Genomic DNA, 24,811 nt, shown 5'->3' with positions numbered 1-24,811 from the left:
GGCGTTGGTCTCGATGGACGCCCTACCGCCCCTGGACGAGGGAGAGGAAGCGGGCGCGTTCGGCGGCTTCCTTGTGGAACACGCCGGTGAAGCTCGTCGTGATGGTGGAGACGCCCGACTTGTGGGCGCCGCGCATCGACACGCAATGATGCTCCGCCTCGACCATCACGGCGACGCCGCGCGGGGCGAGGCCCTTGTCGACGGCATGCGCGATCTGGTTGGTCAGCCGCTCCTGCATCTGCAGGCGGCGGGCGAAGATGTCGACCACCCGCGCCAGCTTCGACAGGCCGACCACGCCGCCCTTCGGATAATAGGCGATGTGCGCCTTGCCGATGAACGGCACCATGTGATGTTCGCAATGCGAGAAGAACGGGATATCGCGCACGAGCACGATGTCGTCATAGCCGCCGGCTTCGTCGAAGACGCGGTCGAGCGTCTCGGCGGCGTCCTCGTGATAGCCGCGATAGAATTCGCCGAACGCCTTCGTCACGCGCTTCGGCGTGTCGATCAGGCCCTCGCGCGCCGGGTCGTCGCCGGCCCAGGCGATCAGCGTGCGGACGGCGGCTTCCGCCTCTTCCCGGCTCGGCCGGCGCGGCGCATGGCCCGGCTCCGCCGCGTCGTGCTTTGCCTCTGGGCTCTTGGCGTCCATGGTCTAACTCCTAGTGGTCACGACGGACCCGGCCGCGATCCGGCCAGATCGCGGAAAGATCGTGCGGGTCATATCGGGCCGAGCGTGCGACCGCGATATGGCCGCACTCCTACTATCTGGTCCGTCCGCTGGCGAGTTTCTATATTGGCGGCAGGAGGTCGCAATGATCGATGACATCTACAACGCCCGGATTCTCGAATTCGCCGGCAACATCCCCCGCCTCGGTCGGCTCGAGCGGCCGGATGCGAGCGCGACCGCGCATTCGAAGCTCTGCGGCTCGACCGTCACCGTGCATCTGGCGATGCAGGGCGACGTCGTCACCGATTTTTCGCATGAGGTGCGGGCCTGCGCGCTCGGCCAAGCGACGTCCTCGATCATGGCGCGGCACATCGTCGGCGCCGGGGCGCCGGAGCTCAGGGCGCTGCGCGCGACGATGCTCGCCATGCTGAAGGAGAACGGCCCGCCGCCGGAGGGACGCTTCGCGGATCTCAGGTTCCTGGAGCCGGTCCGGGAGTACCGGGCCCGCCATGCCTCGACCATGCTGACTTTCGACGCCGTGGTCGATGCGATCGGCCAGATCGAGGCGCAGCGCGCGAAGGGCTCTCTGGTCGCCGGATGATGTACGGCGCCGGCGGGTCCGGCGTCCAAGCGGAAAGAGAACCGAGCGGAAAGGCAAGAAACATGTCCCTGTTCGTCCATCCCCGCCTGCTGACGGCGGTCTTCGGTCTAACGGTCGCGATGGCGCTCGGCACCGGCGCCGCGCTGGCGCTCTCCAACGACGCCCAGGCGATCGTCGACCGCGTCAAGGCGACGACGCCGAACCTGAAGCCCGTCTGCTCGGATCGCGGCCAGCTGACCAAGGTGGTCACGGCGGCGACGATCGCGCTCGCCGAGGCGAAGAAGATCAATGGCGACCACGCGGTGGCGCGGGCCGCGGGCCAGGAGGCCGGACGCTATCTGTACTTCCACTGCTCATGACCATTCGGCCGGCTGCCATGCCGCCGATCCCGGCCACGGGGCCGAACGGACGAGCGCGCCCGGCAACGGGCCGGAGGCGTCTCTGTTTTCGCTCAGCCAGCTGCCGGGGAGGATCGGCATCGGCCTGATCCGCGTCTACAAGCTCGCCCTGTCGCCCTTCCTCGGCCAGAACTGCCGCTATCTTCCGACCTGCTCGAGCTATGGCGAGGAGGCGATCCGCCGCTACGGCCTCTGGGCCGGCGTCTGGATGACGCTCGCCCGCTTCCAGCGCTGCGGCCCGTTCGGGGCCTCGGGCTACGACCCGGTGCCGGAGCATCTGCCAGGCAGGGGCCGCTGGTACCGCCCCTGGGGCTACGGCCAGTGGACGGGAAGGCATATCGATCCGAAGACGCGGCTGGATCTCTAGCTGAAGGAAGCGGGCGCTTCTTGCCCGGGCAGAAATCTCCGTGTGCCGTTTATGACCGGCTTTACTTTGCGTAAGCTCGCCTCCGGCTGTTCCAAAAATCCAGCGGTGGAGACTGCAGCATGGCGAAGTTCGTCTTCGGAATGAACCAGTCCCTGGACGGTTACGTCGACTACATGGAAATGACGACGGGCCCCGAGCTCTTTCGTCACTGGACGGAGCATGTGCGCGGTCTGGCAGGCAGCGTATACGGTCGTCACGTCTACGAGCTCATGCGCTATTGGGACGAAGACCGTCCCGACCAGAGCGCGGATCAACGCGAATTCGCGGCGGCGTGGCGGCGCCAGCCGAAATGGGTGGTGTCGCGCACGCTGACGTCCGTCGGCCCGAACGCCACGCTGGTCTCGGATAACGTCGAGGCGGTGATCCGGGACGTGAAGGCTCGACTCGAGGGCGAGATCGCGGTTGCCGGACCGGAACTGGCGCAGAGCCTGACCGATCTCGGCCTCATCGACGAGTATCGCCTCTATCTTCACCCCGTCGTGCTCGGGCGCGGCGAGCCGTTCTTCGCCGGCCCGCGGCCACCGGTCCGCCTCGTCGCCAACGAGGCCGTCGGCGAGGGCGTGATCCGGCTGACCTACGTGCCGGCTTGAGGGCCAGCCTGCCCCGGGGCTTCCGCATAGGGCTGCGAGGCGGCGAGGATCCAGGCGCGGAAGGCGCGCATCGCCGGCGTCGGCGTCGAGGATTTGAGCCAGGTCAGCCAGTAGCATCCGTTGGTGACCGAGGTCTCGAAGGGCTGGCGGATGGCGCCGTCGCCGAGCTGGCGGCGGAACATCAGCGGCGGGGCGAGCGCCACGCCGGCGCCGAGGATCGCCGCCTCGACCATGGTGCGCGAGGAATCGAAGACGGGCCCCTTCACGGTGGGCGCGGCGACGCCGGCGGCGGCGAACCAGCTCGGCCATTCGTCCGCCCGGTAGGAGCGCAGCAGCGTCTCGCCATGCAGATCCCCGGGCTCGGCGAGGCGTTCGGCGATCTCGGGAATGCAGAGGACGGAAAGCGGCGCCGTGAACAGGCGCTCGGCCTCCGTGCTGTGCCAGGCGCCATCGCCGAAGCGGATGGCGAAGTCGAGCCCTTCGGCGGCGATGTCGACGCGGTTGTTGTTGGTCGAGAGCCGCAGGTCGATGAAGGGGTGGGCGAGCCTGAATTCGGGCAATCGCTCGATCAGCCAGCCGACGGCGAAGGTGCCGACGACGCCGACATCCAGCACCTCGCGAAGATGGCCGCCCTCGAACTGCTCCAGCACGCCGGCGATGCGATCGAAGGAATCCCGCAGCGTGGGCAGCAGCGCCTGACCCTCGTCGGTCAACGCCAGCCCGCGCGGCAGGCGGCGGAACAGCGGCGATCCCAGCCGCTCCTCCAGCGACTTGACCTGGTGGCTGACGGCCGCCTGCGTGACGGCGAGCTCGATCGCGGTGCGGGTGAAGCTAAGATGCCGGGCGGAGGCCTCGAAGGCCTTCAGCGCGTTCAGCGGCAGATGCGGGCGGACCATGCTGATCTCTTAGTTTTTCTAATGGCTTTCCCGAAATATCATCGTTTGCCGCCTTCTGGCGAGTGACCTAGGAAAAAGGCCGATCGATAGGAAGGACGACACGGATGATGGACAGAAGGCAGTTTTCCAGGGGATTGGCGCTTTCGGCCGGGCTGGCGCTGGTCGGCGCGGGCACGCGCGCCGAGGCGCGTAAGGCATCAGAGAAATTCGTGAGTACGGTTCTCGTCGACGTCGAGACCGGCAAGGCCGTCTTCCGCGACGGACCGAGCACGCGGCGCTTCTCGCCCTGCTCGACCTTCAAGTTCCCGCTCGCCGTGATGGGCTTCGATTCCGGCGTGCTGGTCGACCCGCACAACCCGCTCTGGGACTACCGGCCGGAATTCCAGACCACGATGGAGCTGCAGAAGAAGGCGACCGATCCGACGATCTGGCTCAAGGATTCGATCGTCTGGTACTCGCAAGAGATCACCCGCAAGCTCGGCGAGGCGCGCTTTCGCGACTACGTCACGCGCTTCGACTACGGCAATGAGGATATCTCCGGCAATCCCGGCAAGAAGGACGGCCTGACCCAGTCCTGGCTGATGTCGTCGCTGCAGATCTCGCCCGACGAGCAGGTCGCTTTCGTCAGGCGGTTCCTCGATCGCAAGCTCGCGGTCTCGGACCACGCCTATGACGCGACGCTGGCGAGCCTGGCGCAATATCCGGCGGAGGGCGGCTGGAACCTGCATGGCAAGACGGGAAGCGGCTTTCTCCGCACGTCCAAGGGCGCGCTCGACCACAGCAAGCCGATCGGCTGGTTCGTCGGCTGGGGCGAGAAGGGCGGCCGGCGTATCGCCTTCGCCCGCTTCAACCTCGGCAACGAGCGCTCGAAGACCTATGGCGGCATGATCGCCCGCGCCGCGATGCTGAAGGATTTTGCCAGCCTCGCCGCCGGCTGATCGAGACCCGGTACTATGGGCGGGACGGGATCGGGAAGCTGGCCGATCTCGCCCGTTCCGCGCCCTTTTGGCCCATGCGGCTTGCCTGCCGCGCTGCCATCATATAGCCGTCTGCCACCGGCAGTTTTGCCGGTGGGCGGGGTCCGGACCCTGCTCTTTTTTCGGCCTAACGCTTACCCGCGTTCGTCTGCGGGAGTGAGCAGGAGACAGACATGATCAATCTGACTTTCCCCGATGGTTCCGTTCGCCAGTTCGAAGCCGGTGTGACCGGCAAGGCGATCGCCGAGGGTATTTCCAAGTCGCTCGCCAAGAAGTCCGTCGCCATGACCCTGGACGGCGTGCTTTCCGACCTTTCCGACCCGATCAACCGGGATGCGAAGCTCGAGATCGTGACGCGCGAGGATCCGCGCGCGCTCGAGCTGATCCGTCATGACGCGGCGCATGTGATGGCCGAGGCCGTGCAGGAGCTGTTCCCCGGCACCCAGTGCACCATCGGCCCGGTGATCGAGAACGGCTTCTTCTACGATTTCGCCCGCAACGAGCCGTTCACGACCGAGGACCTGCCGAAGATCGAGCAGAAGATGCGCGAGATCATCGCTCGCAATGCTCACTTCACCAAGGAGGTCTGGTCGCGCGACAAGGCCAAGCAGGTCTTCGCCGACCGGGGCGAGGCCTACAAGGTCGAGTTGGTCGACGCCATCCCCGAAGGCCAGGACCTGAAGATCTACTTCCAGGGCGACTGGTTCGACCTCTGCCGCGGCCCGCACATGGCCTCGACCGGCCAGATCGGCTCCGCCTTCAAGCTGACCAAGGTGGCGGGCGCCTATTGGCGCGGCGACAGCAACAACCCGATGCTCACCCGCATCTACGGCACGGCCTGGCATGACCAGGTCCAGCTCGACGCCTATCTCCACATGCTGGAGGAGGCGGAGAAGCGCGACCACCGCAAGCTCGGCCGCGAGATGGACCTGTTCCATTTCCAGGAGGAGGGGCCTGGCGTCGTCTTCTGGCACGCCAAGGGCTGGTCGATGTTCCAGGAGCTGATCGCCTATATGCGCCGGCGCCTGCGTCCGCTTGGTTACCAGGAGGTTAACGCGCCGCAGCTGCTCGACAAGTCGCTGTGGGAGACCTCGGGTCACTGGGGCTGGTACAAGGAGAACATGTTCGCGGCGCAGTCGGCCGGCGATGATACCGAGGACGAGCGCGTCTTCGCGATCAAGCCGATGAACTGCCCCGGCCATGTGCAGATCTTCAAGCACGGCCTGAAGTCCTACCGCGATCTGCCGCTGCGGCTTGCCGAATTCGGCAATGTCCATCGCTACGAGCCTTCGGGCGCGCTGCATGGGCTGATGCGCGTGCGCGGCTTCACGCAGGACGACGCCCACATCTTCTGCACCGAAGAGCAGCTGGCGGAAGAATGCTTGAAGATCAACGAGTTGATCCTCTCGACCTATGCCGATTTCGGCTTCGAGGAGATCGTCGTCAAGCTCTCGACCCGCCCGGAAAAGCGCGTCGGTTCGGACGAGAACTGGGACCATGCCGAAGAGGTCATGACCCGGGTCCTGAAGACGATCGAGGAACAGTCCGGCGGCAAGATCAAGACCGGCATCCTCGAAGGCGAGGGCGCGTTCTACGGTCCGAAGTTCGAGTACACGCTGCGCGATGCGATCGGCCGTGAATGGCAGTGCGGCACGACGCAGGTCGACTTCAACCTGCCGGAACGCTTCGGCGCCTTCTACGTCGATTCAGACGGCGAGAAGAAGACGCCGGTGATGGTCCATCGCGCCATCTGTGGTTCGATGGAGCGGTTCCTGGGCATTCTGATCGAGAACTTCGCCGGTCACTTCCCGCTCTGGTTCGCGCCGCAGCAGGTCGTCGTCACGACGATTACTTCGGAAGCCGATGACTATGCCGAGGAAGTCCTGGCCAAGCTCAGGAAGGCCGGGCTCCGCGCCGAGATCGATCTTCGCAACGAGAAGATCAACTACAAGGTGCGCGAGCATTCGGTCGCCAAGGTGCCGGTCATCCTAGTCTGCGGCAAGCGCGAGGCGGAGGAGCGGACGGTGAACATCCGCCGTCTCGGTTCGCGCGACCAGGTCTCGGCGACGCTCGACCAGGCGATCGCCGAGCTGGTGGCGGAAGCAACGCCGCCGGACATCGTGCGCGCCAATCTGGCCGGCTGAACAGAAGAACGCGGCCGGGGTTTCCCCCGGCCGCGTCACGCCTGCGGCGCTTTTCACGGCGTCGCAAGCGGCAGGGATCCTGCTACGGGCCCCACGAGAAGCTGAGGCCGCTCGTCGAGGACGAGCTGCGCTGATGCGAACCGCCACTCGTCGAAGCGCCGATACCCGTGGCGTCGTAGCCGCTGCCGGCGCCGCCGGACGACCGGCCATGAGCCGCACCCACCGCAACCGAGCCGTAGCTGTTGGTCGAGGAAGCGGTCGTGGTGTTGGCATAGGTGCTGGACGAGCTCGTGCTTGCGCCGTTAGCCGTGCCGAGGCCGGCGGCGGCGTTCGACGACGTCGACGAGGTGCCGCCCGCGTTCTGCGAAGCGGAGCTGCTCGCCTGGCCGGCCATGGCGGCCGACGCCGAGATCGCGACGATCGCGGAAGTCGCAACGCCGATGAGAATATTGCGATACTTTGTCATAATATACTCCTTTTGGTTCACGGTTCATTGCGCTGGCTGTTCTGGCGTCTTGCAGAAATTAGCAAGATGCCATTTGTTCTATTTCTAAGAAATACGTAATTGGAAATGAACTCTGTTGATATTTATGTGAACTGCTAGTGATAAAAATCTTGGAAATTCAAAAGAAAATCACTTCCTGTAATCGCATTGATATGCAAGTTGCCTTTGCTGGTTCCAGGTCTTGGTCTTGAAGTTCGAGCAATTGATATCGCTCGATGACGATCCGCCGCCGTCGCCGCCGCCGAACAGCCTTGACAGGACCGACCGCGGGGCGGCGGGTTGATTGGGCTGGTTGAGCTGGCTGGGGTCGCCGCCGGGGCCGGATGTGTAGGCGCTGGCGATCGTGCCGACGGTCGCGGTATGTGTCGCCGTGGCGGAGCCGCCGTCCCAGCCGTTGCCGGTCGAGGTCGAGCCGCCATAGGCCAGCCCCTGCGCCGAGCCGGTTCCGGAGGTCGATGCCGTCACGCCGCTGGTCGAGCTGCCATTGGCACCGGCATTGGCCGATCCGCCGCCGCCGCCGCCATTGGAGTTGCCGCTCGAGGTGTTGGAGGCGGTGGCCGAGCCGCTGGGTCCGGAGGAGGAGGCGCTCGAATTGCTGCCGCTGCTGCTGGAGGCCGAGCCGGCGGCGATCGATACGTCCGTGAAGGCGACGATCGAAAGCAAAGCCGCCGACGTCACGAGGGATAGTCTGGTGATGGAACTGGAGCGCATGATCAAAAATCCCCTAATCGTTCCTGGTGGCAGGAACGGCAATGAATTTCGATGGATGTAATCGCTTCGGTCTGCCGGGAAATCAGGTCGGTCCGGCCTAGACCTGGCAGTTCAAGGTCGGGCCGTATCGCAGCGATACTGCCATCTCTTGATGCCGCCATTCTCCCGCTTCCATTCGACGACCATGCAGCTGGTGCTGTCGCCCGACTGGGTCGTGGTGACGGACATGCCGTGATCGCCATCGCTTTCGGACCAGGCCGAGGCGCTGCTCTGCTGCGTGGCCATGCCGGCCGCGGGCGGCGGGGTCTCGGCGGCCTCCCACACCTCGGATGGGTCGCTCTTGCTGCCAGCGTTGCTCGCCTGTGCGCCGGAGACACCGAGGGCCAGGAAGCCCGCGGCAAGGGCAATCGGGAGAAGGGAGGCTGAGCGTCTGAAGTGGATGATGCTCATGGTGGATACTCCTCAGTCTTGTTTTTCTGGGCGAGGCCGGACTAGCGGCCTGCGCGGAAGGGCTGGCAGAAGAGGGTCTTCTGCTGTTGGCTCCAGACACAGCTGGCGGAGTCGCCCCGAAGGCTGTTGACGTCGGTGATCCGGACGCTCTTCAGACCGGAAGTGCTGGGATTGGAGCCGAAATTGGCGCTCGCCCAGGCGCTGCTCTGCGCGTTCGATATGCCGTGCGGGGTTTTGCCAGTGGCGGACGCCGTGGCTCGTGCCCACGCGGAGGCATTGGTCTTCGTCGCCATCGCGAAGGCCGTGGCCGCGCTTCGGGCGGCCGAATAAACGTCCTTGGCGGTGAAGGCGCTGCCGGCGGCGAATGTGCTGGACATTGCCTGGGCGCTCACATGGTTGGAGATCGCAACCGAATAGGTGCCCGTGCTGGTATAGGCGATCGACATCGAGCCGCCGCCGGCCGTGCGCCGGTTGACGACGGTTTCGCCCTGGGCCGTCGTGGTCGGGTTTTTGCCGCCGATTGCGGTTGCGCTGGTCTCGGAGCCGGCGGAGGTGGTCGCGGTGGGTGTTTCACCGGCGGTGGCGACGGCGCTCACCGTCACGCCTGCCGTGGCGGATGTCTCATCCGTCGGCGTCGTTGCCGAGGCGCCTGCGGCGCCGGTCGCGGAAGACCAGGCCCGCATCACGCGGCCTTCGTTGGAGACACCGGCTGTGGCGCTGGTGCCAGCGCCGGCGCTGGTGGACGATCCGCCTTCCGACTGGGAGGTTTGCGCGCCGCCGCCGCTGGTGGAGGTGGATGAGCCGCCGCCGCCGGACTGGCTGGGGCTGGATGCGCTTGACGTTCCGCTGCTGCCGCCGCCACCGCCGCGGCCGGTGGATCGATCCGCATAGGCGAGCGGCGGGGCAGTCATCAAGATAATCGCCGCCAGGGCAACAAACCTCGTCGCCTGCCCAACAACATGGGCGGACCCATCCCTTCGCCAGAACATGATTTTAACCCCTAAGCCGAAATAAAAAATCGAAATAGACTCGGCCGAATGAGGTCCCCTGCCTGGACCAAACTCCGCGCTACTAAAATCTACTTCATCCTATTGGTGTATTGAAGCGCTGGACGCGATCGGATCGGGCAAAGTATTGAATGACGATTCAATCGATTTGTCTGATCAGGGAAGCTTTGAATCGCCATTCAGCCATTTTTGCCAAGGCGCGGTCGCGATACATCGCGGTTAACCTGGTCGAATCGTCTATCCTCGCGGGCTCCTCTACGGCAGCGCGCGATTTCGGCATTGCTTGAATATTGCCTGTGGATAGATCGAGTTTGCGGGCTTGACTTCTGGCGAACTGTTGGAATTTTATTTCGTGATTAGTTTGATGGAGCCGCTTCCGGCAAACGTGTTCTTCGATGACGCGAAGTAACGCAGATGTGAGAGCTTCACGACTTCATCATGATTCCGTAAGGTAAGACTCCCAGATCAGGGAAGCGTCGGCGCTGCAAGGACTTGCCGCCGATCGGACGGCGCCGTCCCCCTTCGCCGGCAAAGCATGCCGAAACAGCCGGTCACGACCGCGGGTCGGTGTCCCGAAGTAGAATCCTCATTCGGGAAGTTGAAGCGGGCTCATCCGTTCGGGCGAGCCCGTGCCTTGCCGCTTCCGGCACACGCATCCGGAGGGGGCAGTTCGCGCATTGCGCGTCCCGGTGGCTGTCGAGGGGACCGGGACGGTGAAACCCCGACGCCGCGGCGAATGCGGCGAAGGCGCTACTTCGTCAGGACTTCGATCTCGCGGTTCAGGCCCGGCTCGACCTTGAAATTGCGCTCGTGGATCTGGTTGTCGTGCTTGGCGATCGCCGTGTAGTCGCCGATCGCGAGCACGGCGTCAGGAAAGGCGCCGGCGCTGTCGAAGACGGTTTCTCCGGCGGGCGTCATCACCGTCCAGCTGGTATTCGCCAGGGCTTCGCCGCCGGTTTCGGAGACGAGCTTCAGCGTGATGCGGGCGGCCTGATGGAACATCCGCATTTCGGTCAGTTTGCCGGCTTCGACGCGGACGTCGGCGCGGGCGATGGCGTTGGCATCGCCGTATCGGCTGACGATGTGGTAGGTGCCGGCGTTGAGGCGAACGAGTTCGTCGTCGCGGAGCCCCGAGACGACTGGCGCGCGCTCTTCCGTCGTCGGGCTGTCGCTCGCGAAGACGTCGAACTTGACGAGATTGGGCAGGGGGGACTGATCCTTGCCGACCAGGGCGTCGAGCTTCAGGCCGCCGGCGTTGAGGACCAGCGTGTCATGCTCCTCGCCGCCGCCGACGCTCACCTCTTTCAGGGTGCCGGCGCGGCCATAGGCGGCGTGAATGATGTAGTCGCCGTTCTTGAGCGGGAGGTTGACGGTGCCGCCCTGGGTCTCCTGGATCAGCGGCAGCCGTCCGTCGGCGCCCGGCTGCTTGGCGAAGACGCGCCAGATCACGCCCTTCGGAATTGACGGGCCGCCATCCAGCAGCTTGGCCTCCAGCGTCAGTCCGGGCCGGGGGCGTCCTTCGGTCGGACGAGGGGCGGCGGGGTCGGATTTGCCCGTCTTGAGAAGAGCGGCGGGATCGGTCTGTTCCGGCACGAGCAGCGGCGCCAGCGACAGCGGATCGGCAGGGGCGGCGCCGTCAGGAATATCCGCCGGCGGAATCGGCCCGCCCTGCGCCTGCGCGGTGGCGACGGACAGTGTCAGGCCGAGCAGCGCGGCGGGGCCGGACCGGCGGGCAAGCTGAAACAGCCGTCTTGAAGCGTTCACGCGCAATTCCTGACCCCGAATCCGGTCTCGACCCCAATTCCGGACGAGCATGCCGGATGGTTTCTTAGAGCCCGATCAGCATGGCGATTTCAAGACCGGAGTGCCCGGAAGCCGGGCGCGCCTGGCGGAAGGGCGGGCGTTCCGCCCGGCTCCATGCGGCGAGGGCAGGGGTTGCAATGCCGGGCGATTCGTCCGATGTCTGGCCCCAGCCAGCCGCGCCTGTCCCTTGGCAGGCCGCCCGCCATCCTCCCCTTCCTCGATGCTAGCGGCGCCCATGACTGAAACGATCTCGCTCCTGAAGACCCGACGTTCGTTCCCCTCCATGAACCTCGTCGAGCCCGGCCCGAATTCCGAGCAACTCACCGATCTCCTGACCATCGCCAGCCGCGTGCCCGATCACGGCAAGCTGGCGCCCTGGCGGTTCATCCTGTTCCGCGGCGATGCCCGCGCGGCAGCCGGAGAAGCGACGGCGGCGGTCCTGCTGAAGAACCGGCCCGACATCGACGACAAGTCGCTGGCGCATGAGAAGAACCGCTTCCTGCGGTCGCCGCTGGTGGTGGCGGTCGTGAGCCGCGCGGCGCCGCATGTAAAAATCCCGGAATGGGAACAGCTGATGTCGGCCGGCGCCGTCGCCATGAACTTGATCGTCGCCGCCAATGCGATGGGCTTCGCCACCCAGTGGCTGACCGAATGGGTGACCTACGACGCCGAGGCGCGCCGGGTGCTGGGGCTCGCCGAGACGGAGCGCCTGGTCGGCCTGGTCTATGTCGGGACGCCGAACACCGAGCCGTTCGAACGGCCGCGCCCGGCGCTCGCCGATATCGTCAGCGACTGGAAGCCCGGCGCCTGAGCCGAGCGGACTGTTTCTAGAAGCAAGACCTTCACCCAACCCTCTCCCGCAAGCGGGCGAGGGCTTTTGGGCCGGCGGGTTGGCGATGGAGAGGCTGAGCTCTCGGCGCTCCCTCTCCCGCCTGCGGGAGAGGGTTGGGGTGAGGGGCTTCTTGTCCGCCTCGGCCTCAGTAGCGGAACTGCTCCGCCAAGATGCGGTCGTCCCAGCTGTGGCCGGGATCGAACAGGATGAGGCTCTTGGCGCGCCGGTCCTGCTTGATGGCGATCTTCAGGACCGACTTGATCTCGGTGTGATCGGCGACGGCGTTGACGGGGCGCTTCTCGGGCTCGAGCACCTCGATCGACACGGTGACGCGATCGGGAATGAGCGCGCCGCGCCAGTGGCGCGGCCGGAAGGCGCTGATGGGCGTCAACGCCAGCAGCGGCGCGTGGATCGGCAGGATGGGACCGTGCGCCGAAAGGTTGTAGGCGGTCGATCCGGCCGGCGTCGAAACCAGCACGCCGTCGCCGATCAGTTCCTCCAGCCGAACCTGGTTGTCGATCGAGATCCGCAGCTTCGCCGTCTGGTAGGACTGGCGGAACAGCGAGACCTCGTTGATCGCGAAGGCGCGGTGTTCGTTGCCGGCCGCGTCATGGGCGTCCATGCGGAGCGGATGCAGCGTCGAGGGGACGGCGGCCGCCAGGCGGTCGCGCAGATCGTCCTCGCGATATTCGTTCATCAGGAAGCCGACCGAACCGCGGTTCATGCCGTAGATCGGCTTGCCCGAATTCATGAAGCGATGCAGCGTCTGCAGCATGAAGCCGTCGCCGCCGAGCGCGACGATGACGTCGGCCGTCTCGGGATCGGTGCCGTCATAGAGCGCCGTCAGCCGCGCTTGCGCCTCGGTCGAATCCGGGGTGCCGCTGGCGATGAAGGCGATCGCCCCGTGCCGCGCTGGTTCGATCGCCATGGTCTCCTCCCGGTCGCGACGGCGGGTCGTGGCCGTATTGCCCGTTTCATCAAGGGCCTATCATGCCGCTGGCGTGTTTCCAAACCGTTGCTGTGACACCCTTGCTTTGAAGGGCGTCAGCGGATCGACACCTCGAGGCTGCCGATGCCGTCGATCTCAGCCACGACGACATCGCCGCGCTCCAGCCCGCCGACGCCAGCCGGCGTGCCCGTGAAGATGAGATCGCCCGGCGCCAGCACGAACCAGCGCGACAGATGCGCGATGATCTCGGGAACCGACCAGATCATGTCGGCGAGGTCGCCTTCCTGGCGCGGCTGGCCGTTGACGGTCGCCGTCAGGCGGCCCGAGGCGGGATGGCCGAGGACGCTCGCCGGCACGATATCGCCGATCGGCGCGGAGGCGGCGAACGCCTTGGCGGTGGCCCAGGGGCGCGCCGCTTTCTTCGCTTCCGCCTGCACGTCGCGAAGCGTCAGGTCGAGGCCGATCGCATAGCCATAGACATGCGAGAGCGCGTCTTCCGGCGCGATGTCGCTGCCGCCCTCACCGAGCGCCACCACCAGCTCGGCCTCGTGATGCAGGTCGGACGTCTGCGACGGGTAGGGGACCGCCGTTCCCGCCTCGACGATGTCGTCGGGGTTCTTCAGGAAGAAGAAGGGCGGCTCGCGGTCCGGGTCATGCCCCATCTCGCGGGCGTGGGCGGCGTAGTTGCGGCCGACGCAGTAGATCCGGTGCACGGGAAAGCGGGCGGACGAATCGCGCACGCCGACCGAAACGCGGGGCGGCGGGGTGACGACATAGCTCGGCTCGGTCATGGCGGCTTCCTGGATAAGGGTGCCGTACTCTGTCCGGCGCGGTGTTGCGGTGCAAGTGTTGCTGGCTTTCGCCGGATGCGACGCAGTTGTCAGTTGCGGTCCGGCGATCCGGACGCTAGTCCTCGCGGCTCCGGAGCGGCAGCTCCGTTCTATCCACACGAGGCCAGTGCACCCATGTCAGTCGATCCCGCGCGTTTTGTACTCACCCTGTCGTGCGGCGACCGTCGAGGTATCGTCGCCGCCGTGGCGAACTGCATTGCCTCGCAGGGTTGCAACATCGTCGAGAGCGCCCAGTATGGCGATCCCGACAGTGGCCGCTTCTTCATGCGCGTTTCGTTCTCCGGCCTGCCGGATACGACGCTGGATAGCTTTTCGCGCGGCTTCGAGCCGGTCGCGACCGCCTATGATTTCGACTGGAAGCTGCATGATCTGCGCATCAAGCCGCGCGTCATGATCCTGGTTTCCAAGATGGGGCACTGCCTGAACGACCTGCTCTATCGCAATTCGATCGGCCAGCTGCCGATGGATCTGGTTTCCGTCGTCTCCAACCACGAGACGATGCGCCGCCGGGTCGAGGGGGAGGGGCTGCCCTACCACTATGTTCCCGTCGATGGCCGCAGCAAGGAAGAGCAGGAGAGCGAGATCCTCGCCCTGATCGACGATCAGAAGATCGATCTCGTCGTGCTCGCCCGCTACATGCAGGTGCTGTCGGATGACATGTCGGCCCGTCTCGCCGGCCGCGTCATCAACATCCACCATTCGTTCCTGCCGAGCTTCAAGGGCGCCAAGCCCTATCACCGCGCGCATGAGCGCGGCGTCAAGCTGATCGGCGCGACGGCGCATTACGTGACCGCCGAGCTCGACGAGGGTCCGATCATCGAGCAGGATGTCGGCCGCGTCGATCATTCCATGTCGGCCGAGGCGATGATCGCCATCGGTCGCGACATCGAGAACACAGTGCTGGCCCGTGCGGTCAAGTTCCACATCGAGCATCGGGTCCTTCTCAATGACACACGGACTGTCATCTTCCGCTGAGGCCAAGGCTGCCGTGATCGACGGCAAGGCGGTCGCGGCCGAGATCACGGCGCAGGTCGCGACAGAGACCGCGCGGCTGATCGCCAATGGCGGCGTGGCGCCCGGCCTCGCGGTCGTGCTCGTCGGCGACGATGCCGCGAGCCAGGTCTATGTCGGCGCCAAGGGGCGCAAGGCGACCGAGCTCGGCTTCCATTCGGTGCAGCACACGCTGCCGCTCGATACCAGAGAGGCCGATGTCCTCGCCATCGTCGAGCAGCTGAACCGCGATCCGGCCATCCACGGCATTCTCGTCCAGCTGCCGCTGCCCCGGCACATCGACACGTCGAAGGTGATCGAGGCGATCGATCCGGCCAAGGACGTCGACGGCTTCCACCCGATCAATGTCGGCCGGCTGGCGATCGGCGAGCGCGATCGCGCGCTGGTCTCCTGCACGCCGGCGGGCTGCCTGCTGCTGATCCAGCGCGTGCTGGGCGGGGATCTCGCCGGCAAGGACGCGCTGGTGATCGGCCGCTCCAACATCGTCGGCAAGCCGATGGCGAAATTGCTGCTGCAGGAGAGCTGCACGGTGACGGTGGCGCATTCGCGCAGCCGCGACCTGCCGGCGCTGGCGCGTAAGGCCGATATCATCGTCGCGGCGGTGGGCCGGCCGGAGATGGTGCGCGGCGACTGGGTCAAGCCCGGCGCCGTCGTCATCGATGTCGGCATGAACCGCATTCCGGCGCCCGAGCGCGGCGAAGGCAAGACGCGCCTCGTCGGCGACGTCGCCTATGCCGAGGCGGCTGCCGTCGCGTCGGCGATCACGCCGGTTCCCGGCGGCGTCGGCCCGATGACCATCGCCATGCTGATGGCCAACACGCTGACGGCCGCCTGCCGCGCCGCCGGCCAGCCCGAGCCGAAGTTCTAGGGGCTCCTGTCTTCGCCGCCCTCGAGCAGCGGCGAAGCAAGCGCGGACCCTCACCCCAACCCTCTCCCGCAAGCGGGCGAGGGAGTTCGCCAGCGTTTGTTGAAACGCTCAATCGTTATGAAGGCTGCCGGCCGAACCCCTCGCCCGCTCGCGGGAGAGGGTAGGGTGAGGGGCTTGCTCTAGCCCTGGCTCTACCGCCTCCGGTGACCCCGCCGTCTCTCGCGGTGCATGATGTAGAGGCCGCTGGCGATGACGATCGTCGCGCCGACCACCATGATCGGGTCGACACGCGTGCCGAACAGCAGCGCGCCATAGATGATCGCCCAGAGGATCATCGAATACTGCATTGGCGCGATGACCGAGGCCGGCGCCAGCGACAGCGATTTCGCGATGAAGAACTGGGCGCTGCCCATCAGCAGGCCGGTGCAGGCGAAGAGCGCCATGTCCGGCAGCGTCGGCATGCGGAACGTCAGGAACATGCCGGGCAGGCTGACCACGATCAGCCCGGTGACGACGGCGAGCACCATCACGGCGCGCATCTCTTCGCGCGCGATGCGGCGCAGGACGAGCACGGTGAAGGCGCCGAGGCCGGCGCCGATCAACGCGGCGGCATGGCCGACATGCAGGGTGGCGAAGCCGGGGCGCACCATCACGAGGATGCCGACGAAGCCGGCGAGGACCGCGCCCCAGCGATGCAGTCCGACCTTCTCGCCGAGGATCGGGATCGACAGCAGCGTGACGAAGAGCGGCGTGCAGAAGGCGATCGAATAGCTTTCGGCGAGCGGCAACTGCGAGAAACTATAAAAGCCGAACACCGTCGCCGTGCCGGCGAGGACGCCGCGCAGCACCACCAGGCGCGGATGGCGGACCCGGAGCGAGCGGAAGCCGCCCTTGCGCAGGATGATCACGGTGAGCGGGATCAGCGCGAAGAGGGCCTGGCTGACGATGATCTGGAAGACGGAATAGCGCGCCGTCAGCAGCTTCACGATCGCGTCGCTGGTGGCGAACATGATGTTGCCGGAGAGGGCGATCAGGATTCCGGCGACGACGCGTTCCGTCTGGTCGTTGGAGACGGGCAGGACGGCGGTCATCGGGCGGTTTCCCGATGTGGCGGCGCATGCAAGCGCGCGCATGTCGGCATGCGGCGCTTCTCGGCGATGGTGGACACGTCGACCTCGGACGGTGTGCGGGTGGCAAGCCGGCCGGCGGGGACTCACCAGCGCTGGTTGCAGTTCGATGCAAACCCACCGCCGGGGGCAGAATCAAGGTGTAATCGCGCCGGATTCTGGATTTCTGGTTCTTGCCGATAGCCTGTGACGGAAATGCCGCCCGATCGGCGGCCGCGCCGCATTGGCGGGGTCGGGGAAACCGGTCAGGATGCCCGCACACGATTCGAGAGGCCCCCATGCATTCGAACAAGCGCATACTCGTCACCGGCGGCGCCGGCTTCCTGGGCTCGCATCTTTGCGACCGGCTGCTGGCGCGCGGCGACGAGGTGCTCTGCGCCGACAATTTCTTCACCGGTTCGCGTCGCAACATCGAGCATCTGATCGGTCACAAGCGGTTCGAGCTGTTGCGGCACGACGTGACGTTCCCGCTCTATGTCGAGGTCGACGAGATCTACAACCTCGCCTGTCCGGCCTCGCCGGTGCATTACCAGCACGATCCCGTGGCGACGACCAAGGTCAGCGTCCATGGCGCGATCAACATGCTGGGGCTGGCCAAGCGCCTGAAGGCGAAGATCCTGCAGGCCTCGACCTCCGAGGTCTATGGCGATCCGAGCGTGCATCCGCAGACCGAGGATTACTGGGGCAACGTCAACCCGATCGGCATCCGCTCCTGCTACGACGAGGGCAAGCGCTGCGCCGAGACGCTGTTCTTCGACTACTGGCGCCAGCACAAGCTGCGCATCAAGGTGATGCGGATCTTCAATACCTATGGCCCGCGCATGCACCCGAATGACGGGCGCGTTGTCTCCAACTTCATCGTGCAGGCGCTCCGTGGCGAGGACATCACCATCTATGGCGAGGGCCAGCAGACGCGCTCCTTCTGCTATGTCGACGACCTGCTCGAGGGCATGACCCGCCTGATGGATACCGGCGACGAGGTGACCGGTCCGATCAATGTCGGCAATCCCAACGAATTCACCATCCGCCAGCTGGCGGAACGGGTGATCGCGCTGACCGGCTCGTCGTCGAAGCTCGTCTTCCAGCCGCTGCCCTCCGACGATCCGCGCCAGCGCCAGCCCGACATCACGCTGGCCGGTCGCGTGCTCGACTGGAAGCCGACGATCGAGCTCGACGAGGGGCTGCGCCACACCATCGCCTATTTCGACGGCCTGCTGTCGGAGTCGGCGGCGTGAGCGAGACGTTCGAAATCGCCGAGCGCATCGCTGCGGACAGCATCTTCGTCGCCGAATGGCCGCTCTGCCAGCTCCGCCTGATGGATGATCGCCGCTATCCCTGGCTCCTGCTCCTGCCGCGCAAGCCGGGGCTGGAAGAGTGGACGGAGCTGCCTGACGCGGAACTCGCCGTCTTGGCGGTCGAGACCAAGCGCGCCGGCCTCCTGCTCGGCGCCGTGGCGACGTTCGACAAGCTCAATGTCGGAGCGCTCGGCAACATCGTCCGCCAGATGCATGTCCACGTCATCGGCCGCTCGGTCGGCGACGCCGCCTGGCCGGGGCCCGTCTGGGGGCAGGGCACTCGCGAGCCCTATCCGGCGGACGAGCGCGAGGCGCTGATTTCCCGCCTGCAGTCGGCTGTCGCGAAAGCGGGCTGACGGCTGCCGTTAGGGGATGCGCTCACGGGCGCGTCTTCGGCGCAACGGCTTGCTGTTATTCGCATTTTTCTCCGCTGCTTTTTATGATTAACGGCCCTTAACATTCGGATCGTAACCGTTTGTTAACCATGCTCGAACAGGTTGAGCTCCAAAGCTGAAGGCGGTTCGCGGCGAGGCCCGAACAGCCATCGCGGCCGATGCGGCGATGCCGCTGAACGGGCAATGGGGGCGATCGATGCGGGCAGGAATTTGGGGTCGGGCCACCGGGCGATGTGCCGGCGGTTCCGGGCGAACCCTGAATCGGTTCGTCGGATGAGAGCCGCCATGCCCCCCAGGTCGCTCCTCACGCCGCTCCCGCTCCCCCGATCGATCCACCCCTCCCTCAAGGGCGTCGCGTCCGCGCTGGCGCTGCTCAGCCTCGCCGCCTGCGGCGGCGGCAAGCCGATCACGTCGGGGTCGATCGCGACGCGCGTGCCGATCGAGACCGCCTTTGTCGACATGCCGCCCGGTGGTCCGGGTGTCGTCGGCGTCATCGAGCGGCACTATGCCAACGCGACGGCGCAGGAGATCATCCTGACCAACCGTTCCCACACCGCCGGGCAGAACGCCGTGAACGTCACGCTGTTCGGTCCGGTGAAGGTGGTGACGGGGGTCGAGAACCTGCAGTCGAACCCGGCGCTCAGCCTGTCGGCGGTCGGGGCGGAGATGCGCGAGGCGCTTCCCGGCGTGCCGATGCGCGTTTCGCCCTACTACGCCCAGAACCGCTATGGCTCGTTCGGCTATGCATCGGGCAACTCGGCCCAGGGCGATACCTGCCTCTATGCCTGGCAGCGCGTGCGCGGGCCCGATCTCGATTCCAACTTCACCATCGGCCAGGGGACGATCTCGATCCGCCTCCGGCTCTGCGAGCCGCGCTCCAGCGAGGCCGAGCTGCTCGCCGTCATGACCGGCATGACGATCAGCTCCTACATCCTGGCGGCGAACTGGAACCCCTATGGCGGCGCGCCGCCGATCCCGCCGACGATCGGCCAGCTCGGTGCGACGGTCGTGCCGGAGGCTGCGGTCGCGGTTCCGGCGGCCCCAGAGCCCGCGCCGGTCCGCGCCGCGCCCGTCCGCCGCGCGCCGAGGCCGGCGCCGGTTGCCGAGGCGCCCGCCGCGCCGCCGGCGGCCGAGACCGTCAATCGTTTCGAGGATTATGCCCCCGTTCCACCCCCGCAACCCTGAGCGCATGACATGACCAGTGACGCCGAGGCGCGTTGGAAGTTTGAGGCGGGGGCCGAAGGCCTCGCCGGGGTTTGCCGTCATCCGCGAAGCATCGGGCCTCGCGTTATCATTTCCGGGCTGCGGTCCGCATTCGCAGGGGGCGTCTGATGGCGCGGATCGGCATCGGGCTCCTCTGGGCCCTGGTGGGCCTGGTGATGGTCTTTCTCATCACCCTGCCGATCAACCTTCAGACGCATCTGATCGCCGGCGCGGCCGTGCTCGGCGCGATGATGGTGTTGAAGACCTTCACCAGCGCTGGCGTCTGGCGTCAGATCGCGCTCGCGCTCGGCACGTCGATCGTGTTGCGCTACGCCTATTGGCGGACGACCAGCACGCTGCCGCCGGTCAACGAACTGCAGAACTTCATCCCCGGCTTCCTCGTCTACATCTGCGAAATGTACAGCATCTTCATGCTGTTCCTGAGCTTGTTCGTGGTGATGCTTCCGCATCCGCCGCGCAATCTCAAGATCTCGTCGTCCGATCCAGACCTGCCGACCGTCGACGTGTTCGTCCCGACCTACAACGAAGAGCCCGAGCTGCTGGCGACGACGCTGGCCGCTGCCAAGGCGATGGATTACCCGGCCGACAAGCTGACCGTCTGGCTGCTCGATGATGGCGGCACGGTGCAGAAGCGCAACGCGGAAAACATGCAGTCGGCCCAGGAAGCCGAACAGCGCATGATCACGCTGCAGAAGCTGGCCGAGGACATGGGCTGCCGCTACCTGACGCGCGAGCGCAACGAGCACGCCAAGGCCGGCAACATGAACAACGGCCTGAAATATGCGAAGGGCGACCTCGTCGTCGTCTTCGATGCGGACCATGCGCCGGCGCGCGATTTCCTGCTCTACACGGTCGGCTACTTCAAGGAAGATCCGAAGCTCTTCCTGGTCCAGTCGCCGCACTTCTTCCTCAACCCGGATCCCGTCGAGCGCAATCTGCGCACCTTCGAGACGATGCCGTCCGAGAACGAAATGTTCTACGGCATCATCCAGCGCGGCCTCGACAAGTGGGATGCCTCGTTCTTCTGCGGCTCGGCCGCGGTGCTGCGCCGCGCGGCGCTCGATCAGACCGGCGGCTTCTCCGGCGTGTCGATCACCGAGGACGCCGAGACGGCGCTCGAGCTGCACGCCAGCGGCTGGCACAGCGTCTATGTCGACCGCCCGCTGATCGCCGGCCTGCAGCCCGCCACCTTTGCCTCCTTCATTGGCCAGCGCAGCCGCTGGGCGCAGGGCATGTACCAGATCCTGCGCTTCCGCTTTCCGCCGGGAAAGCGCGGCCTCTCGATCCCGCAGCGCCTCTGCTACATGTCCAGCACGCTCTTCTGGTTCTTCCCGATCACGCGCTGGGTCTTCTTGCTCGCGCCGCTCTGCTACCTCTTCTTCAATCTCGAGATCTTTACGGCGTCTGGCGGCGAGTTCATCGCCTACACCGCGTCCTACATGCTCGTGAACCTGATGATGCAGAACTACCTCTATGGCCGCTTCCGCTGGCCGTGGATCTCGGAGCTGTATGAGTATGTGCAGTCGGTCTACCTGCTACCGGCACTCGTCTCGGTCATCCTCAATCCCTCGAAGCCGACCTTCAAGGTGACGGCGAAGAGCGAGTCGCTCGAGACCGCGCGTGTCTCCGAGCTGTCACGTCCGTTCTTCATCATCTTCTTCGTGCTGGTGGCCGCTGTCGGCATGACTGCGTGGCGTATCATCAACGAACCCTACAAGGCCGACGTCGCCATGGTGGTGGGTGGCTGGAACCTGCTCAACCTGATCATCGCCGGCTGCGCGCTCGGCGTCGTCTCGGAACGGCGCGAAAGCCGCGCCAGCCGTCGCGTGGACGTCAAGCGTCGCTGCGAGATCCTTGTCGGAGACCTGGTCGTGCCGGCGACGATCGAGGATGCCTCTGTCGGCGGCGCGCGCATCAACCTCGGCAATGTGAAGGTGCCGGAGATCTCGCGCGATCTCTATTGCGACGTCCGCTTCAAGACCAATGTTCCGATTGCCACCGAGTCGCTGCCGATCAGCATTCGCGCCATGACCCGGACGCCGGACGGCGTGATGCTTGGCGTGCGCTATGAGCCGTCAGTCGCCGGTCACTACCAGCTGATTTCGGACGTCGTGTTCGCCAGCTCCGATCTATGGACCAAGTTCCAGTGGTCGCGCCGCACGAACATCGGAATTCTCCGCGGCACGATCTGGTTCTTCAGCATCTCGATCTACCAGACCGGACGCGGGCTCACCTACTTGTTGAAGTCGTTCCGTCGCGCGGCGCCTGCCAAGGCCGCCGCTCCCGCCAGCGCCGGGAAGTCGGGCACATGAAAACGCTGATCCGCACCGGCCTCGCCGTCAGTCTTCTCGGCAGCAGCGCGCTCTGGGCCATCGCCCAGAATGCATCGCCGTTCGACATGAGCGGCGAGCGGGTCGACACCGGCGCCGGCACGGCGACGCCCCCGCCGCCTCCGCCGCAGCGCGCACCGGCCGGGCAGGGCGCGTTCGCTCCGTTCCAGCTGGAGCCGACGCAGCACAGCGCGCCGGCTGCACCGGCTGCGCCACAGACACCGATTGCCGCGCCGGCCGCTCCCGCCGTGACCCAGACGCCCGTGGCAGCACCCGCGGCGTCGCCGGCCCCTGCGCCGCAGACAGCGCCGACGATCGTGCTGACCCCGGCGGCCCCCGCCGCGCCGGTGACCGAAGCCGTCGACCAGCCCGCTCCCGCCCAGCCGCCGGCACAGCCCGCGCAGCCGTCCGAGCCTGCGCCGGTCGTCGCGGCCGCGACAGAGCCGGCTCCGGTGGAAAATCCCGACAGCCGCTTCATCGTGCCGTCGCCGACGCTGCGTCTCGAGGGCGAGACGGATCAGCATTCCTGGGTGATCTATCTCGCCGGCGATCAGGCGGGCCAGCCGGCCCGGCTTGACGTATCGTTCAAGAACGCGATCGTCGTCATGCCCGAGGCGTCGCTCCTGCGGGTCTCGATCAACAACCAGGCGGTGCTCGAGACGGCGCTGACGGCGTCGGATTCGTTCCGCGACGTTGCCGCGATGATCCCGCCCGGACTGCTGCAGGCGGGCGCCAACACGGTGCGCTTCCAGGTCGCCCAGCGCCACCGCACCGATTGCACGGTGCAGTCGACCTACGAGCTCTGGACCGAGATCGACGGCAAGGGCACGACGCTGACCTTCGCGCCGAACCCACAGCCGACGCAGGTGCTGCGCGGGCTCGATGATCTTCCCGCCATCGGCTTCGACGGAAGCGGTGTCACCGCCATCCGCGTCATCGCGCCCGGCAGCAACCAGGCCACGATCGCGCCGCATCTCTTGAAGCTGGTGCAGGCGCTGACGCTTGCCGGCAACTATCCCAATCCGATCGTGACCGTCTCGGATCGCGCGCTCGAGCCGGCCGGCGCCGGTGTGCTCACGGTCGTTCTCGGCGTCGGCAGCGAGCTCGGCTCGCTGATGCAGACGCCGCCGGCCGACGCCAATTCCCGCCCGATCGTCAGCTTCGTCGACGAGCCGTCGCTCGGCCGTTCGGTGATGGTGGTGACCGGCGCCAACTGGACGCAGATCGGCTCCGCGATCGACCAGATCGCCAGCGGCGTCGATCGCCCGATCGGCGTCCTGCGTAAAACCTTGAATACGGCGCCCTGGCTTGCGCCCGACGTTCGCTTCGTCATGGGCCGCGACAGCTTTCGCCTGCTCGATGCCGGCGTCACGACGCAGGAATTCTCCGGCCGCCGCTTCCGCACGGAATTCGCCGTCGGCATACCGTCCGACTTCTACGCCGAGGCCTATGGCGAGGCGACGCTGCGGCTCGACGCGGCCTATACCGCCGCCGTTCGCCCGGCCAGCCACATCGACATCTACGTCAACGGCCAGATCGCCGCGACCACCCGCATCACGCGCCAGCAGGGCGGCATCTACCGCCAGTTCCCGATCAAGATCCCGCTCCGGCATTTCCATCCGGGCGTGAACCGCGTCTCGATCAATGCTTTGCTCGATACCGCCGAGGACGCCGCCTGCGCGCCGGGCGGCTCGACCGAGGGCGGCCCGCGTTTCGTCCTGTTCGACACCACGACCTTCGAGATCGGCAATTTCGCGCGGATCGGGCGTCGGCCGGACCTCGGCGCCTTCGCCGGCACGGCCGCGCCGTACAACCGCTTCACCGAGCCGTCCGCCCTGGTGATGGGCCGCACCGATCCGAAGAACTATTCCGCCGCCGCCAGCCTGCTGGCGCGGATGGCGATCCAGGCGGGTCGCGTGATCGACCTGGCGCCGACGCCCGCCGCCAGCGTCGGGGATCGCAACGCGCTGTTCATCGGCGCCGCCGCGCAGATGCCCGGCAATGTGCTGGGGCAGCTTGGCATCGCCGAGACCGTCCGCACCACCTGGCGCGACGAGACGGCGGCCGGCGAGCGCATCGCGACCGCGAATGATTTCGCGCCGCTCGACGCCGTGTTGCGGCGGCCCGGCACCGAACTCGCTCAGGCGCCGGCCTCGCGCGCCGAAGCCGAGAATACCGACGTGACCTTCGATCGCTGGCAGAACGAGCTGGTCGGCGGCGGCTGGCACGGCCAGGTGAACGCGCTCGAGGGCTGGCTGAAACGGACCTTCGACATCTCCTTCTCGACGCTCAGCTTCTTCAGCGCCGCGACCCCGCCGTTCGAACCGTCTGCCAAGACGACGATGATCATCGCTCAGTCCGGCAGCCCGAACGGCGAGGGGACGTGGACGATGGTCACGGCGCCCTCCGAGGATCGCCTGGTCTCGGGCATCCAGACCGTCACCGGCATTGCCCGCTGGCCGGAGCTCGGCGGTCGCATCAGCACCTTCAACGCCACCACCGACGCCATCGAGAGCCGCCCGGCCAACCAGTTCACCTTCGTGCAGACGCAGCCCTTCTCGCTGGGCAATATGCGGCTGATCGCGGCCAACTGGCTGTCCAGCAACATCCTCTACTACGCGCTCGGCCTGGTCGGGCTCTGCCTGGTGCTGGGCATCGTCACGACGGCTCTGCTGCGCCGCCTGGGGAGGCCGTCGTGAAGTCTGGCCTCATCCCGGCGGTCGTGTTCACGGCGCTGAGCCTGACGGCATCCG

Annotated in this window: 24 protein-coding genes; 14 read left to right on the top strand and 10 right to left on the bottom strand. The window is 66.4% G+C overall.

Annotated features, from left to right (window positions below):
• Positions 1 to 22: 22 nt before the first annotated feature.
• Positions 23 to 649, bottom strand: coding sequence for a GTP cyclohydrolase I FolE (gene folE / locus K32_RS13955; RefSeq protein WP_201400113.1), 627 nt, complete (start codon positions 647 to 649; stop codon positions 23 to 25).
• A 163-nt stretch (positions 650 to 812) separates the two neighbouring features.
• On the opposite strand from folE, the gene K32_RS13950 reads away from it, so the two are divergent.
• From K32_RS13950 to K32_RS13935, 4 genes are all read left to right on the top strand, one after another.
• A complete protein-coding gene (locus tag K32_RS13950) occupies positions 813 to 1,268 on the top strand; it encodes an iron-sulfur cluster assembly scaffold protein (protein WP_201400112.1) in 456 nt (151 codons plus the stop codon).
• Positions 1,269 to 1,330: 62 nt separating this feature from the next.
• Positions 1,331 to 1,627 (top strand): hypothetical protein, encoded by a 297-nt coding sequence (locus tag K32_RS13945; protein WP_201400111.1) that lies wholly within the window; start codon positions 1,331 to 1,333, stop codon positions 1,625 to 1,627.
• An 82-nt stretch (positions 1,628 to 1,709) separates the two neighbouring features.
• Positions 1,710 to 2,033, top strand: coding sequence for a membrane protein insertion efficiency factor YidD (gene yidD / locus K32_RS13940; protein ID WP_244669992.1), 324 nt, complete (start codon positions 1,710 to 1,712; stop codon positions 2,031 to 2,033).
• Between the two features lie 119 nt (positions 2,034 to 2,152).
• On the top strand, positions 2,153 to 2,683 hold the full coding sequence (locus tag K32_RS13935; RefSeq protein WP_201400109.1) for a dihydrofolate reductase family protein: 531 nt from the start codon (positions 2,153 to 2,155) through the stop codon (positions 2,681 to 2,683).
• On the opposite strand, the gene K32_RS13930 is transcribed toward K32_RS13935, so the two are convergent.
• Positions 2,668 to 3,579, bottom strand: coding sequence for a LysR family transcriptional regulator (locus tag K32_RS13930; RefSeq protein ID WP_201400108.1), 912 nt, complete (start codon positions 3,577 to 3,579; stop codon positions 2,668 to 2,670). The two genes, K32_RS13935 and K32_RS13930, sit on opposite strands and share 16 nt — an antisense overlap.
• A 104-nt stretch (positions 3,580 to 3,683) precedes the next feature.
• Between K32_RS13930 and blaOXA the strand changes: the two genes are divergently transcribed.
• Together blaOXA and thrS are read left to right on the top strand one after the other, a co-directional pair.
• The gene (blaOXA, locus tag K32_RS13925) at positions 3,684 to 4,517 is read left to right on the top strand and encodes a class D beta-lactamase (protein WP_201400107.1); all 834 of its coding nucleotides are present in this window, start codon (positions 3,684 to 3,686) and stop codon (positions 4,515 to 4,517) included.
• A 212-nt stretch (positions 4,518 to 4,729) separates the two neighbouring features.
• Complete coding sequence (gene thrS, locus K32_RS13920; protein ID WP_201400106.1) at positions 4,730 to 6,700, top strand: threonine--tRNA ligase; 1,971 nt, start codon at positions 4,730 to 4,732, stop codon at positions 6,698 to 6,700.
• An 82-nt stretch (positions 6,701 to 6,782) separates the two neighbouring features.
• Here thrS and K32_RS13915 read toward each other — a convergent pair whose 3' ends face one another.
• From K32_RS13915 to K32_RS13895, 5 genes are all read right to left on the bottom strand, one after another.
• On the bottom strand, positions 6,783 to 7,166 hold the full coding sequence (locus tag K32_RS13915; RefSeq protein WP_201400105.1) for a hypothetical protein: 384 nt from the start codon (positions 7,164 to 7,166) through the stop codon (positions 6,783 to 6,785).
• A 168-nt stretch (positions 7,167 to 7,334) separates the two neighbouring features.
• Positions 7,335 to 7,916 carry a hypothetical protein gene (locus K32_RS13910; RefSeq protein WP_201400104.1) on the bottom strand — a complete coding sequence of 194 codons (582 nt, stop codon included), beginning with the start codon at positions 7,914 to 7,916 and terminating at the stop codon, positions 7,335 to 7,337.
• A 111-nt stretch (positions 7,917 to 8,027) separates the two neighbouring features.
• On the bottom strand, positions 8,028 to 8,366 hold the full coding sequence (locus K32_RS13905; protein WP_201400103.1) for a hypothetical protein: 339 nt from the start codon (positions 8,364 to 8,366) through the stop codon (positions 8,028 to 8,030).
• A gap of 41 nt (positions 8,367 to 8,407) precedes the next feature.
• Positions 8,408 to 9,280, bottom strand: coding sequence for a hypothetical protein (locus K32_RS13900; RefSeq protein ID WP_201400102.1), 873 nt, complete (start codon positions 9,278 to 9,280; stop codon positions 8,408 to 8,410).
• Between the two features lie 843 nt (positions 9,281 to 10,123).
• The gene (locus K32_RS13895) at positions 10,124 to 11,137 is read right to left on the bottom strand and encodes a hypothetical protein (RefSeq protein WP_201400101.1); all 1,014 of its coding nucleotides are present in this window, start codon (positions 11,135 to 11,137) and stop codon (positions 10,124 to 10,126) included.
• A 274-nt stretch (positions 11,138 to 11,411) separates the two neighbouring features.
• Between K32_RS13895 and K32_RS13890 the strand changes: the two genes are divergently transcribed.
• On the top strand, positions 11,412 to 11,987 hold the full coding sequence (locus K32_RS13890) for a nitroreductase (RefSeq protein WP_201400100.1): 576 nt from the start codon (positions 11,412 to 11,414) through the stop codon (positions 11,985 to 11,987).
• 166 nt (positions 11,988 to 12,153) lie between these two features.
• Here the strand turns inward: K32_RS13890 and K32_RS13885 are convergent, their stop codons facing one another.
• Positions 12,154 to 12,936: an NAD kinase gene (locus K32_RS13885; protein ID WP_201400099.1), complete on the bottom strand. Its 783-nt coding sequence runs from the start codon at positions 12,934 to 12,936 to the stop codon at positions 12,154 to 12,156.
• A 116-nt stretch (positions 12,937 to 13,052) separates the two neighbouring features.
• A complete protein-coding gene (locus K32_RS13880) occupies positions 13,053 to 13,748 on the bottom strand; it encodes a fumarylacetoacetate hydrolase family protein (RefSeq protein ID WP_201400098.1) in 696 nt (231 codons plus the stop codon).
• A 174-nt stretch (positions 13,749 to 13,922) separates the two neighbouring features.
• Between K32_RS13880 and purU the strand changes: the two genes are divergently transcribed.
• Together purU and folD are read left to right on the top strand one after the other, a co-directional pair.
• Positions 13,923 to 14,783, top strand: coding sequence for a formyltetrahydrofolate deformylase (purU, locus tag K32_RS13875; protein WP_201400097.1), 861 nt, complete (start codon positions 13,923 to 13,925; stop codon positions 14,781 to 14,783).
• On the top strand, positions 14,755 to 15,687 hold the full coding sequence (gene folD, locus K32_RS13870; RefSeq protein WP_201400096.1) for a bifunctional methylenetetrahydrofolate dehydrogenase/methenyltetrahydrofolate cyclohydrolase FolD: 933 nt from the start codon (positions 14,755 to 14,757) through the stop codon (positions 15,685 to 15,687). Before purU ends, folD begins: the two co-directional genes overlap by 29 nt.
• 191 nt (positions 15,688 to 15,878) lie before the next feature.
• Here the strand turns inward: folD and K32_RS13865 are convergent, their stop codons facing one another.
• Positions 15,879 to 16,778, bottom strand: a complete 900-nt coding sequence (locus tag K32_RS13865) for a DMT family transporter (protein ID WP_201400095.1) — start codon at positions 16,776 to 16,778, stop codon at positions 15,879 to 15,881.
• Positions 16,779 to 17,092: 314 nt separating this feature from the next.
• Between K32_RS13865 and K32_RS13860 the strand changes: the two genes are divergently transcribed.
• From K32_RS13860 to K32_RS13840, 5 genes are all read left to right on the top strand, one after another.
• Positions 17,093 to 18,049 (top strand): UDP-glucuronic acid decarboxylase family protein, encoded by a 957-nt coding sequence (locus K32_RS13860; protein ID WP_201400094.1) that lies wholly within the window; start codon positions 17,093 to 17,095, stop codon positions 18,047 to 18,049.
• Entirely contained in the window at positions 18,046 to 18,465 is a 420-nt protein-coding gene (locus tag K32_RS13855) for an HIT domain-containing protein (RefSeq protein ID WP_201400093.1), read from the top strand. The genes K32_RS13860 and K32_RS13855 overlap by 4 nt, the downstream gene beginning before the upstream one ends.
• Positions 18,466 to 18,789: 324 nt before the next feature.
• On the top strand, positions 18,790 to 19,689 hold the full coding sequence (bcsN, locus tag K32_RS13850; RefSeq protein WP_201400092.1) for a cellulose biosynthesis protein BcsN: 900 nt from the start codon (positions 18,790 to 18,792) through the stop codon (positions 19,687 to 19,689).
• Positions 19,690 to 19,835: 146 nt separating this feature from the next.
• On the top strand, positions 19,836 to 22,040 hold the full coding sequence (gene bcsA / locus K32_RS13845; protein ID WP_201400091.1) for a UDP-forming cellulose synthase catalytic subunit: 2,205 nt from the start codon (positions 19,836 to 19,838) through the stop codon (positions 22,038 to 22,040).
• Positions 22,037 to 24,757: a cellulose biosynthesis cyclic di-GMP-binding regulatory protein BcsB gene (locus tag K32_RS13840; protein ID WP_201400090.1), complete on the top strand. Its 2,721-nt coding sequence runs from the start codon at positions 22,037 to 22,039 to the stop codon at positions 24,755 to 24,757. Before bcsA ends, K32_RS13840 begins: the two co-directional genes overlap by 4 nt.
• The last annotated feature ends 54 nt before the right edge of the window (positions 24,758 to 24,811 follow it).

Source organism: Kaistia sp. 32K (assembly GCF_016629525.1).
GTDB lineage: Bacteria > Pseudomonadota > Alphaproteobacteria > Rhizobiales > Kaistiaceae > Kaistia.
This window is presented reverse-complemented; position numbering and strand designations above follow the sequence as displayed.

Excerpts from the sequence above, each read along its gene's own strand:
- folE (WP_201400113.1), bottom strand. The coding sequence starts at position 649 with ATGGACGCCAAGAGCCCAGAGGCAAAGCACGACGCGGCGGAGCCGGGC.
- K32_RS13950 (WP_201400112.1), top strand. The coding sequence starts at position 813 with ATGATCGATGACATCTACAACGCCCGGATTCTCGAATTCGCCGGCAAC.
- K32_RS13945 (WP_201400111.1), top strand. The coding sequence starts at position 1,331 with ATGTCCCTGTTCGTCCATCCCCGCCTGCTGACGGCGGTCTTCGGTCTA.
- K32_RS13935 (WP_201400109.1), top strand. The coding sequence starts at position 2,153 with ATGGCGAAGTTCGTCTTCGGAATGAACCAGTCCCTGGACGGTTACGTC.
- K32_RS13930 (WP_201400108.1), bottom strand. The coding sequence starts at position 3,579 with ATGGTCCGCCCGCATCTGCCGCTGAACGCGCTGAAGGCCTTCGAGGCC.
- blaOXA (WP_201400107.1), top strand. The coding sequence starts at position 3,684 with ATGATGGACAGAAGGCAGTTTTCCAGGGGATTGGCGCTTTCGGCCGGG.
- thrS (WP_201400106.1), top strand. The coding sequence starts at position 4,730 with ATGATCAATCTGACTTTCCCCGATGGTTCCGTTCGCCAGTTCGAAGCC.
- K32_RS13915 (WP_201400105.1), bottom strand. The coding sequence starts at position 7,166 with ATGACAAAGTATCGCAATATTCTCATCGGCGTTGCGACTTCCGCGATC.
- K32_RS13910 (WP_201400104.1), bottom strand. The coding sequence starts at position 7,916 with ATGCGCTCCAGTTCCATCACCAGACTATCCCTCGTGACGTCGGCGGCT.
- K32_RS13905 (WP_201400103.1), bottom strand. The coding sequence starts at position 8,366 with ATGAGCATCATCCACTTCAGACGCTCAGCCTCCCTTCTCCCGATTGCC.
- K32_RS13890 (WP_201400100.1), top strand. The coding sequence starts at position 11,412 with ATGACTGAAACGATCTCGCTCCTGAAGACCCGACGTTCGTTCCCCTCC.
- K32_RS13885 (WP_201400099.1), bottom strand. The coding sequence starts at position 12,936 with ATGGCGATCGAACCAGCGCGGCACGGGGCGATCGCCTTCATCGCCAGC.
- K32_RS13880 (WP_201400098.1), bottom strand. The coding sequence starts at position 13,748 with ATGACCGAGCCGAGCTATGTCGTCACCCCGCCGCCCCGCGTTTCGGTC.
- purU (WP_201400097.1), top strand. The coding sequence starts at position 13,923 with ATGTCAGTCGATCCCGCGCGTTTTGTACTCACCCTGTCGTGCGGCGAC.
- folD (WP_201400096.1), top strand. The coding sequence starts at position 14,755 with ATGACACACGGACTGTCATCTTCCGCTGAGGCCAAGGCTGCCGTGATC.
- K32_RS13865 (WP_201400095.1), bottom strand. The coding sequence starts at position 16,778 with ATGACCGCCGTCCTGCCCGTCTCCAACGACCAGACGGAACGCGTCGTC.
- K32_RS13860 (WP_201400094.1), top strand. The coding sequence starts at position 17,093 with ATGCATTCGAACAAGCGCATACTCGTCACCGGCGGCGCCGGCTTCCTG.
- bcsN (WP_201400092.1), top strand. The coding sequence starts at position 18,790 with ATGCCCCCCAGGTCGCTCCTCACGCCGCTCCCGCTCCCCCGATCGATC.
- bcsA (WP_201400091.1), top strand. The coding sequence starts at position 19,836 with ATGGCGCGGATCGGCATCGGGCTCCTCTGGGCCCTGGTGGGCCTGGTG.
- K32_RS13840 (WP_201400090.1), top strand. The coding sequence starts at position 22,037 with ATGAAAACGCTGATCCGCACCGGCCTCGCCGTCAGTCTTCTCGGCAGC.